The following is a 10,376-nucleotide window of genomic DNA, read 5'->3' as shown; positions in this document are numbered from 1 at the left end:
TGGTCACTACGTTAACCGATTTCCTCGGCGACTCATAATCGAGCCGTGGTGATGAATTCCGGCATGCCGGAATCACACCCGCCAGGGGTGAATCGTAGGTAGTGGGTTGCCCTCTCACGGCACTCCGGCCCGGTCCTGCTGGACCTCACCGAAAACTGCATCCGTTCAAGCGGCTCGGACTACATTAGGGAAGCAGCAGACGCGAGTCAAGTTGGTCAAGACGTGCGTCGGCGGCGCGGTACATGCGCCCGGTAGGGGCTGACCGTCGGGTCGCCCTCGATCCAGAAGCGCCACGGCTGGTGGGCCCCGTCCCCGCCCACTCCCGTACGGGGGCCGCTGCGCACCTGGTCAGGCGTGGGAGGAGTGCCGTGCAGGACGGACAGCGGGCCCAGCGGGCCGGCGACGACATCGACTCCGTTCAGTGCGCGGTCGACATCGAGGGCCGTGGCCAGACGCGCTGGGCCTTTGGCCAGTTCCCTGTCGTGCCGGGCCGAGAACCGACGTTTACGGGCGGCCTCGGCGCCCACCCTGATCTCCCCCGCCCTCAGCAGAATCCCGCTCGCCGTGCCCTCGGGCCCGCACACCAGATTCAGGCAGTGCCACATCCCGTACGTGAAGTAGACGTACGAGTGGCCCGGCGGGCCGAACATCACGCTGTTGCGGGGAGTGCGCCCACGGAACGCGTGGGACCCGGGGTCGACCTCACCCGCGTACGCCTCGACCTCGGTCAGGCGCAGCTCGATGGGGCCCTCCTCGGAGGTGCGCACCAGGACGCGGCCCAGCAGGTCGGGCGCCACGTCCAGGACGGATCGGTCGAAGAAGTCGCGTGTGAGCGGTGTTCGGTCCAAGCACTTTTCCATGCCGTCCGAGGGTACTGGGGAACGGCGGCGGCGGAACCGTCTACGGTCGTCGCGCGTATGTAGGGGTCAGAACCTAGGAGGAAAACATGGGCTTCAAGCGGCTGCTCGCGAGCATGGGTGCGGGCGGTGCCTCGGTCGAGACCGAGCTCACCGAACTCAACGTCGTCCCCGGCGGTGTCGTCCAGGGCGAGGTGCGCATCCAGGGCGGCGCCGTGGAACAGCAGATCCAGGGCCTCTCGGTGGGACTGCAGGCGCGGGTCGAGGTCGAGAGCGGCGACCACGAGACCAAGCAGGACATCGAGTTCACCAAGGTGCGTCTCGGCGGTGCCTTCCAGGTCCAGGCCGGCGCCGTGCACGTCGTCCCGTTCGGGCTGGACATCCCCTGGGAGACGCCGATCACGATGTTCGCCGGGCAGCACCTGCGCGGCATGGACATCGGGGTGACCACGGAGCTGGACATCGCCCGTGCCCTGGACTCCGGGGACCTCGACGCCGTCGACGTGCACCCGCTCCCGGCCCAGCAGGCCATCCTGGACGCCTTCGGGCAGCTGGGCTTCGGCTTCCGCAGCGCGGACATGGAGCGCGGCCACATCCGCGGCACGCGCCAGCGGCTGCCCTTCTACCAGGAGATCGAGTTCTTCCCGCCGCAGCAGTACCGCGGGCTGAACCAGGTCGAGCTGACCTTCGTCGCCGACGACCGCGAGATGGACGTCGTCCTGGAGATGGACAAGAAGCCGGGCCTCTTCAGTGAGGGCAGCGACTCCTACCGCGCGTTCAAGGTCGGGCTGCACGACTACCAGGGCACCGACTGGGCCGCCTACCTCAACCAGTGGCTCTCGCAGGTCGGCGGCCGGCGCAACTGGCTCTGACTCCGCGATAGCTCCGCGCGGCTCCGCGACGGCTCCGCGACGCCCGAGGTCGCGGAGCGTTTCGGACCCCGGGGCCCTTAGGGTCGATGGTGAGACGTCCGTTCCACAGCCGACCAGGAGAGGTGCTGACGTGACCCAGCAGAAGAAGGCGCCGCTGCCGCACGACTTCCATCCCGAGGTGCCCTCGTTCACCGTGGTGAGCGATGATCTCGCACCCGGCGCCGTACTCGCCGACGCGCAGGTGCAGGCTGCGGGGAACACTTCCCCGCAGCTGCGGTGGGACGGCTTCCCCCCGGAGACGAAGAGCTTCGCCGTCACCTGCTTCGACCCCGACGCCCCCACCGGCAGCGGGTTCTGGCACTGGGTGCTCTTCGACATCCCGGCCACCGTCACCGAGCTCCCGGCCGGTGCGGGCACGGGAACGTTCGAGGGGCTCCCCCAGGGGGCCGTCCACGCCCGAAACGACTACGGCTCGAAGGACTTCGGGGGTGCCGCTCCCCCGGCCGGAGAGAATCACCGCTACGTCTTCACCGTGTACGCGGTGGACAGTGAGAAGCTCGGCCCCGACAGCGACGCCTCGCCCGCGGTGGTCGGATTCAACCTGCGCTTCCACACCCTGGGGCGCGCCCGGTTGATCGGTGAGTACGCCGCTCCCGCGAGCTGACGGTTCACCCGCTGTTTGCCCTGCCCTGGTCTTGGAGAGATCAAGGCAGGGCACTTTTTATTGCGTTGTCCCTCGCGGCTCCCCCGGCCAGAGTTGATCCGGGCCTGCCGGCCGGCGGGCAGCACACGGGAGGTGGGCGGGATGCGGGACACACTGGTACTCAACGCGAGCTTCGAGCCGCTGTCGACGGTGACGCTGAACCGCGCGGTCGTTCTGATCCTGCAGGACAAGGCCGTCGTCGAGCAGTCGCATCCCGGGCTCCGCATGCGGGGTGCCGCCATCGACATCCCGGTGCCGCGGGTCATCAGGCTCTGCCGGTACGTACGGGTGCCGTTCCGAAGACACGCCCCCTGGTCCCGGAGGGGTGTGCTCATACGGGACCAGCACCGGTGCGCGTACTGCGGGCGGCGGGCGAGCACCGTCGACCACGTGGTGCCGCGCGCCCAGGGCGGCCAGGACACCTGGCTGAACACCGTGGCCTCCTGTGCCGAGGACAACCACCGCAAGGCGGCCCGGACTCCGGAGCAGGCGGGCATGCCGTTGCTGCGGCAGCCTTTCGTCCCCTCGCCGGCCGACGCGATGCTGCTCGCGCTGGGAGCCGGTGACCCGACCTCGCTGCCCGAGTGGCTGGCCCGGTCCGCCGCCTGACCCATCGCTTCCCAGCACCTGTGGTTCGGCCCGCCCCCGGCCTGCGAGGCGGGCCGGTTCCCGTCAGCGCAGCAGCAGTTGGACGATGGCCGCGGTGCCGACCACGACGATGAGCCCGCGCAGCAGCCGGGGGCTGAGACGGCGGCCGACCTTGGCGCCTATCTGGCCGCCGATCGACGAGCCCACCGCGATGAGGACGACGGCCGTCCAGTCGAAGTCCGCGACGAAGAGGAAGAAGAGCGCGGCGATGCTGTTGACGACGGCCGCGAGGACGTTCTTGACCGCGTTGAGGCGCTGCATCGTGTCGTCGAGCAGCATGCCCATGAGGGAGAGGTAGATGATCCCCTGGGCGGCGGTGAAGTAGCCGCCGTAGACGCTGGCGAGCATGAGTCCGGTGAACAGCAGCGGGCCGCCGTCGGGGCGGGCGGTGGTCCCGGTCTGTTCACGGCGGCGCTGGACCGCCTTGCTGATCCTCGGCTGGAGGATGACCAGGACCAGGGCGAGGGCCACCAGGACGGGGACGATCGTCTCGAACGCCGTGGAGGGCAGGGACAGCAGCAGGGTGGCGCCGGTGAGTCCGCCGATCAGCGCGCCGACGCCCAGCTTGAGGATGCGCCGGCGCTGGCCCGCGAGCTCCTTGCGGTAGCCGATGGCCCCGCTGATCGATCCGGGGATCAGGCCGAGTGCGTTGGAGACGGTCGCGGTGACCGGCGGGAGGCCGGTCGCGAGGAGCACGGGGAAGGTGATCAGCGTGCCGGAACCGACGATGGTGTTGATCGTGCCGGCGCCGAGTCCCGCCGCGAACACGGCGAGCATTTCCCAGATGGACAAGGCCATCCCCTTCGGTGGTCAGTGACGCCTCCCCGCCATGGAGGTCGAGGGGCCGGACCGATCATGCACGAAGGGGTGACCGCGTCACTTGACGGGGGGCTCTTCCCGGCGCTCCGCACCGGTGTTGAAGCCGGGTACGCCGCCGCCGAGGTTGCCGAAGGCGCCGCTGAGGCCCTTGAGCGCGTCCCCGATCTCACTGGGCACGATCCAGAGCTTGTTGGCGTCGCCCTCGGCGATCTTCGGGAGCATCTGGAGGTACTGGTACGAGAGGAGCTTCTGGTCCGGGTCCCCGGCGTGGATGGACTCGAAGACCGTACGGATGGCCTGGGCCTCGCCCTCGGCGCGCAGGGCGGACGCCTTGGCCTCACCCTCGGCGCGCAGGATCGCCGACTGCTTCTCGCCCTCCGCGGTGAGGATCGCGGACTGCCGGATGCCTTCGGCGGTGAGGATCGCGGCGCGCTTGTCGCGGTCGGCGCGCATCTGCTTCTCCATCGAGTCCTGGATGGAGGTGGGCGGTTCGATGGCCTTGAGCTCGACGCGGTTGACGCGGATGCCCCACTTGCCGGTGGCCTCGTCGAGGACACCGCGCAGGGCCGCGTTGATCTCCTCGCGGGAGGTCAGGGTCCGCTCCAGGTCCATGCCGCCGATGATGTTGCGCAGGGTGGTGACGGTGAGCTGCTCGATCGCCTGGATGTAGCTGGCGACCTCGTACGTCGCGGCGCGGGCGTCCGTCACCTGGTAGTAGATGACGGTGTCGATGTTGACGACGAGGTTGTCCTGGGTGATCACCGGCTGCGGTGGGAAGGGGACGACCTGTTCGCGGAGGTCGATCCGGTTGCGGATCGAGTCGATGAACGGGACGACGATGTTCAGCCCGGCGTTGAGGGTGCGGGTGTAGCGGCCGAAGCGCTCCACGATGGCCGCACTGGCCTGCGGGATGACCTGGATCGTCTTGATCAGGGCGATGAAGACGAGCACCACCAGAATGACCAGGACGATGATGATCTGCATCGTGTGCCTCGAGCCCTTCGTTTGCCGACGGATCGCGATGATCGAGGTCGCGCTGCCATGGGAGTCGCGCTTCTTGGAAGTCGCGTTCTCAGGACGGGCGATCGCATTTCCATGATGATCGACTTCGAGTGTGGCAGACCCCGGCCCGCCGTGTGAACGGTTCGCTCACATGACGACGGCCGTCGCGCCGTCGATGTCCACGACGTCGACCTGCCGGCCGGGTTCGTAGCTCTGGTCGCCGTCGAGCGAGCGGGCGGACCAGACCTCCCCGGCCAGCTTGATGCGGCCGCCGCTGCCGTCCACGCGTTCCAGGACGACGGCCTGACGGCCTTTCAGCGCGTCGATGCCGCTGGCGTGGCCGGTCCGGCCGGCTCGGTGTCTGGCCGCGATCGGGCGTACGGCGGCGACGAGCGCCACCGACACCACGACGAAGACCAGGACCTGGGCGACGACTCCCCCGCCGAGGGCGGCGACGACGGCCGCGGCCACCGCTCCGACGGCGAACATTCCGAATTCGGGCATCGCGGTCAGGACGAGGGGGATGCCCAGTCCCACCGCGCCGATCAGCCACCACACCCACGCGTCGATGTCCACCCCGCCATCGTAGGACCGCGGGTGCCTTCCCCGACAGGGCGCCGGGAAGCCGACTGTGGCGCGGAACCTACTTGCCGAGGGGGAGTCCGCGGGCGGTGTAGCGGTCGCCGTGGTGCTCGACGACGAGCGGCAGGCCGAAGCAGAGGGAGAGGTTGCGGGAGCTGAGCTCGGTCTCCATGGGGCCGGCGGCGAGCACCTTGCCCTGTCGGATCATGAGGACGTGGGTGAAGCCGGGGGCGATCTCCTCGACGTGGTGCGTCACCATGATCATGGAGGGGGCGTACGGGTCGCGGGCGAGCCGGCCGAGCCGGCGGACCAGGTCCTCACGGCCCCCGAGGTCGAGGCCGGCCGCGGGCTCGTCGAGCAGGAGCAGCTCGGGGTCGGTCATCATGGCGCGCGCGATGAGGGTGCGCTTGCGCTCGCCCTCGGAGAGCGTGCCGAACCTCCGGTCGAGGTAGTCGGTCATGCCGAGCCGGTCGAGGAAGGCGCGGGCCCGCTCCTCGTCGACGGCCTCGTAGTCCTCGTTCCAGGTGGCGGTCATGCCGTACGCGGCGGTGAGGACCGTCTGCAGGACCGTCTGGCGCTTGGGCAGCTTGTCGGCCATCGCGACACCGGCGATGCCGATGCGGGGCCGGAGCTCGAAGACGTCGGTGCCGACTCCGCCGAGCCGCTCGCCGAGGACCGTGGCCGTGCCGGTGCTCGGGAAGAGGTAGCTGGAGGCGATGTTGAGCAGGGTGGTCTTGCCCGCCCCGTTCGGGCCGAGGATGACCCAGCGCTCCCCCTCCTTGACCGACCAGGAGACGTCGTCCACCAGAGCGCGTCCGTCGCGGACCACGGATACGTCCACCAGCTCCAGTACATCGCTCATGGCGCGTTGTCTCCCCATGCAGTGTCGAGATCGTCGCGTGCCTGTGGGCACGGCTCCCAAGGAAAACCTACGCCACCCGGAGAGTGCTCCGACTCCTAGGGCCCGTCCGCGCTCCGTTCCCTAGGCTGTCGGCATGCTTTCGGAACCACGCTCAGGGCGGCTCGCCGCATGGGGAAACGCGCTTCTCGCCGGTCTCGTCCCGCCGGACGACGCGGCGCACGCGATCGTCGGCCAGGACGCGGTGCACCGCGTCGAGGGGGTGCCGGGCGAGACGGGGCCGGTCGGGCTCACGCTGGCGCTCGGACGGCTGCGGGCGCTCGGCGCGACGGGATTCCGGGTGGCGCTCCCGGTGCCCGGCCATCCGCTGGGCCTCAGCGGGCCCCCGGACTTCAACGCGCGTGCGCTCGACGCGGAGGAGGCGGTGGTGGCCTTCGGGGTTCCGTACGGCCTGGTGCCGGAGGTGAGTGAGGCGGGGCCCGAGGGGGACGTGCACGCCGAGGTGGTGTGGCACTGCCTGCCGGTACGGGAGGCGCCGCCGGCCGACGTGCCGTCGCTGGGCGAGGCCGAGCGGGAGCTGGCGGAGGCGCTGCGGGACGCGACGGCGGTGCTGTCGCGGCTGGACGTCGCCGCGTCCGGACCGGTGGCGGAGGCCGCGCTGGACGCGTACCGGGCGCGGGCGGAGCGGGGCCGCGAGGTGCTGGCGCCGGGGTACCCGCCCCGGGCGGTACGGGTGCTGGAGCTGGCCCAGCGGGTGGGGCTGCTGGTGACGGTCGCCCACGGGTACGGCCACGGCGGCGCGGTCAGCGCCTCGGAGATCGCGGCCAGGAGTGAGGCGCTGCGGCCGGTGGAGCGGGTGGCGAGGCGGGCCCAGGTCGCGGCGTACAACGCGTATCTGGAGGAGCGGGGGCGCTGACGAGGGGCCCGGGGGCTCAGCCGGCCGCCCCGTGCCGTACGGCCCAGAGGGCGGCCTGGGTCCGGTCGGACAGGTCGAGCTTCATCAGGATGTTCGAGACGTGCGTCTTGACGGTCTTCTCGGACAGGACCAGTGCGCGGGCGATCTCCCGGTTGGAGCGGCCGTCGGCGATCAGCCCCAGCACCTCGCGTTCCCGTTCGGTCAGGGTGCTCCCCCGGCCCGTGCCTTGGCCCGCGTCCTCCTGGGCCAGGAGCGCCCCGGCGACCTCGGGCTGCAGCAGGACGTGGCCGGCGTGGACGGAGCGGATGGCGCCGGCGAGCGCGTCCGGGTCGACGTCCTTGTACACGTATCCGGAGGCGCCTGCGCGCAGGGCCGGGACGACCGTGCGCTGCTCGGTGAAGCTCGTGACGATCAGCACCTTGGCGGGGTTGTCCAGCTCGCGGAGCCGGCGCAGGGCCTCGATGCCGTCGGTGCCCGGCATCTTGACGTCCATCAGGACAACGTCGGGCCGCAGCGACTCGGCCTCGCTGACCCCCTGGGCACCGTCGGACGCCTCGCCGACCACCTCGATGTCGTCCTGGACCTCCAGGAAGGTGCGGAGTCCGCGCCGGACGACCTGGTGGTCGTCGACCAGCAGGACTTTGATGATCTTGTCAGCCACCGGGGACCTCCATCGTGATCGTGGTGCCCTCTCCGGGCTCGGACTCGACGGTGAGCCTGCCGCCGACGCTGCCGGCCCGGTGCCGCATCGAGACGCTGTCTCTTATACACATGTGTATAAGAGACAGGCTCACCGAGACGTGCCCGGCCCCCGAGTGGCGCAGGGCGTTGTGCAGGGCCTCCTGGGAGACGCGGAGCAGGGCCTCCTCCTGGGCCGAGGGCAGCGCCCGTACCCCGGTGCTCTCGAAGGTGACCCGGGCGGTGTGGGCCCGGTCCAGGACCTGGATCTGGTTGCGCAGGGTCGCGATCAGTCCGTCCTCGTCCAGGGCCGCGGGCCGCAGCTCCACGACGGCGGCGCGCAGTTCGTCCACGGCCTCGGCCGCCAGGGCCGCGACCTGCTGGAGTTCGCCCTTGGCGCGGGCGGGGTCGCGGTCGACGAGGGCGGCGGCGGCCTGGGCGGTCAGCCGGAGCGAGAAGAGTTTCTGGCTGACGGCGTCGTGGAGTTCGTGGGCGAGGCGGGAGCGCTCCTCGGCGATGGTGAGCTCCCGGCTGCGCTCGTACAGGCGGGCGTTGGTGAGGGCGATCGCCGCGTGCTGGGCGAGGATGCCCAGGAGTTCCTCGTCGGCCTCGGTGAAGCCGCAGCCGCCGGAGGGCTTGGGGCAGCGCTTGTTGGCGAGGAAGAGGGCGCCGATGGTCTCCTCGCCGTCCCGGATCGGCAGGCCGAGGAAGTCGGACATGTCGGGGTGGGCGTCGGGCCAGCCCTCGAACCGGGGGTCCGTGCGGACGTCGGCGAGGCGCTGGGGGGTGGCCTCGCGGAGCATGGCGGCGAGGATGCCGTGCTGCCGTGGCAGCGGGCCGATGGCCTTCCACTGCGCGTCACTGACCCCGTCGACGACGAACTGGGCGAAGCCGCCGTGGTCGTCGGGGACGCCCAGGGCCGCGTACTCGGCGTCCAGCAGCTCGCGCGCGGAGGCGACGATCGTCTTGAGGACGTCCCTCATCTCCAGGTGCCGGCTCATGGCGAGCAGCGCGGCGCTGACCGCGGCGAGGCCTGACGGTGGGCGGTGACTCATGCGCTCACGGTACCGGCGGGGCCGGGGCGGCCGTATCGGACCGGGGACCCCTGCCGCATGGGGCGTCGGTCGTAGGCCGGAGGGCTCCCCGGCCCCGCGCCGCACGCCCTCCGGGGCGGGCGCCCCCTGCCCGGCCGAGGAGGGCGCACCCCCCTCCCCACCCCTCGCACGGAACGTCACACTCCGCATTACGTAAGCAACCTTTCGTAAGCATGAGGGCCTCCCCGTGTGAGCCCAGGCATAGGACCCACGTCACTTACGAAGACGGATAGTTGCACCAAAGCGGGCATTAGGGCTGCACCCAAAACGGACAGAGAGGCAGGAACACCACTCCCCTCCACTACCCGGCTTCGTACGTCACACCTTTGCCAGCGCATTTTGCTGGCGCTAAGAATTGCAAGCGTCCCCGACGGAGATGTGCTTCGGCGCTTCCGTCCGCGTCCTCGCCGAGGGCCCTGCTATTCGAAGAGGTACGACTGCATGTCCATCTCCCGCATCACCAGCCGTAGCCGTCGCCTGAACAAGGCGCAGAAGCTCTCCGTCGCGGGTGTGTCCACCCTGGCCGCCGCCGCTGTCGCCTTCTCCCTGGTCCCCCACGACGACGCGTCGGCGACCACCGAGCCGCAGGCCGTCTCCGGTGCGCCGGCCACGTTCGCCGGCAAGGCGAAGACCGACTCCCTCCAGGCCAGCGTCATCGAGCAGCACTCCACCGCCGAACAGCTGGTGAAGGCCGCCGACGCCGCCAAGGCGAAGGCCGCCGACGCCAAGAAGAAGGCCGCCGACCAGGCCGCGGCGAAGGTCAAGGCCGCCGCAAAGGCCAAGGCGGACGCGCAGAAGCGTTCCTCCGAGAAGTCCAGCCGTGCGGCCGTCCGCAAGCCGGTCTACGCGAACAACCTCGACGGCTGGATCCGCGAGGCCCTGTCGATCATGCACCAGAAGAAGATCCCGGGCACGTACGAGGGCCTGCACCGCAACATCATGCGTGAGTCCAGCGGTAACCCGCACGCGATCAACAACTGGGACATCAACGCCATCAACGGCGTCCCGTCCAAGGGCCTGCTGCAGGTCATCAAGCCGACGTTCGACTTCTACCACGTCGCCGGCACCAAGAAGGACCAGTACGACCCGGTCGCCAACATCACCGCCGCGGCCAACTACGCCGCCGACAAGTACGGCTCGATCGACAACGTCGACAGCGCGTACTGAGCCACGCACCGAGCGAGGCCCGGCAGAGCAGCCGGACCGCCGGTCCGCGGCGTCGCGTGACCGGGCCGGCACATGCCGAAGGGCGGCACCCCGCGGGGTGCCGCCCTCGGGCGTTTCCGGGCCCCGGTACGAGGCCCCGCGGGCGCTACTTGCGCATCACCTCGGGCTCGTGGCGGCGC

General features: G+C 70.5%; 11 protein-coding genes and 1 pseudogene. 5 read left to right on the top strand and 7 right to left on the bottom strand.

Going from position 1 to position 10,376, the window contains the following annotated elements; genetic code table 11:
- Nucleotides 1–215 precede the first annotated feature (215 nt).
- The gene (locus IH13_RS0119550) at nucleotides 216–860 is read right to left on the bottom strand and encodes a DNA-3-methyladenine glycosylase (RefSeq protein WP_031086177.1); all 645 of its coding nucleotides are present in this window, start codon (nucleotides 858–860) and stop codon (nucleotides 216–218) included.
- An 86-nt stretch (nucleotides 861–946) separates the two neighbouring features.
- On the opposite strand from IH13_RS0119550, the gene IH13_RS0119545 reads away from it, so the two are divergent.
- The 3 genes from IH13_RS0119545 (at nucleotide 947) to IH13_RS0119535 (ending at nucleotide 3,041) form a co-directional block, all read left to right on the top strand.
- Nucleotides 947–1,729, top strand: a complete 783-nt coding sequence (locus tag IH13_RS0119545; RefSeq protein ID WP_031086176.1) for a sporulation protein — start codon at nucleotides 947–949, stop codon at nucleotides 1,727–1,729.
- A 130-nt stretch (nucleotides 1,730–1,859) separates the two neighbouring features.
- Nucleotides 1,860–2,393: a YbhB/YbcL family Raf kinase inhibitor-like protein gene (locus IH13_RS0119540; RefSeq protein ID WP_031086174.1), complete on the top strand. Its 534-nt coding sequence runs from the start codon at nucleotides 1,860–1,862 to the stop codon at nucleotides 2,391–2,393.
- Nucleotides 2,394–2,534: 141 nt separating this feature from the next.
- Nucleotides 2,535–3,041, top strand: coding sequence for an HNH endonuclease (locus IH13_RS0119535; RefSeq protein ID WP_031086173.1), 507 nt, complete (start codon nucleotides 2,535–2,537; stop codon nucleotides 3,039–3,041).
- Between the two features lie 63 nt (nucleotides 3,042–3,104).
- Here IH13_RS0119535 and IH13_RS0119530 read toward each other — a convergent pair whose 3' ends face one another.
- The 4 genes from IH13_RS0119530 to IH13_RS0119515 all read right to left on the bottom strand — a co-directional run bounded on the left by IH13_RS0119530 (nucleotide 3,105) and on the right by IH13_RS0119515 (nucleotide 6,345).
- The gene (locus tag IH13_RS0119530) at nucleotides 3,105–3,878 is read right to left on the bottom strand and encodes a sulfite exporter TauE/SafE family protein (RefSeq protein ID WP_199814752.1); all 774 of its coding nucleotides are present in this window, start codon (nucleotides 3,876–3,878) and stop codon (nucleotides 3,105–3,107) included.
- 78 nt (nucleotides 3,879–3,956) lie between these two features.
- Complete coding sequence (locus IH13_RS0119525) at nucleotides 3,957–4,883, bottom strand: SPFH domain-containing protein (protein WP_031086171.1); 927 nt, start codon at nucleotides 4,881–4,883, stop codon at nucleotides 3,957–3,959.
- A gap of 165 nt (nucleotides 4,884–5,048) precedes the next feature.
- Nucleotides 5,049–5,477, bottom strand: a complete 429-nt coding sequence (locus tag IH13_RS0119520) for an NfeD family protein (RefSeq protein ID WP_031086169.1) — start codon at nucleotides 5,475–5,477, stop codon at nucleotides 5,049–5,051.
- Between the two features lie 67 nt (nucleotides 5,478–5,544).
- Complete coding sequence (locus tag IH13_RS0119515; RefSeq protein WP_031086167.1) at nucleotides 5,545–6,345, bottom strand: ABC transporter ATP-binding protein; 801 nt, start codon at nucleotides 6,343–6,345, stop codon at nucleotides 5,545–5,547.
- Between the two features lie 133 nt (nucleotides 6,346–6,478).
- On the opposite strand from IH13_RS0119515, the gene IH13_RS0119510 reads away from it, so the two are divergent.
- Nucleotides 6,479–7,258, top strand: coding sequence for a hypothetical protein (locus tag IH13_RS0119510; protein WP_031086164.1), 780 nt, complete (start codon nucleotides 6,479–6,481; stop codon nucleotides 7,256–7,258).
- A gap of 16 nt (nucleotides 7,259–7,274) precedes the next feature.
- Here the strand turns inward: IH13_RS0119510 and IH13_RS0119505 are convergent, their stop codons facing one another.
- A complete protein-coding gene (locus tag IH13_RS0119505) occupies nucleotides 7,275–7,919 on the bottom strand; it encodes a response regulator (RefSeq protein ID WP_031086163.1) in 645 nt (214 codons plus the stop codon).
- A 130-nt stretch (nucleotides 7,920–8,049) separates the two neighbouring features.
- Nucleotides 8,050–8,991, bottom strand: a pseudogene (locus tag IH13_RS0119500) (GAF domain-containing sensor histidine kinase); the annotation flags it as partial.
- A 480-nt stretch (nucleotides 8,992–9,471) separates the two neighbouring features.
- On the opposite strand from IH13_RS0119500, the gene IH13_RS0119495 reads away from it, so the two are divergent.
- A complete protein-coding gene (locus IH13_RS0119495) occupies nucleotides 9,472–10,197 on the top strand; it encodes a transglycosylase SLT domain-containing protein (RefSeq protein WP_031086159.1) in 726 nt (241 codons plus the stop codon).
- Nucleotides 10,198–10,376: the final 179 nt, after the last annotated feature.

The organism is Streptomyces sp. NRRL WC-3549 (genome assembly GCF_000721935.1).
Lineage (GTDB): Bacteria > Actinomycetota > Actinomycetes > Streptomycetales > Streptomycetaceae > Streptomyces.
Note: the sequence above shows the minus strand (reverse complement) of the source record. Positions and strands in the feature narration are given on the sequence as shown.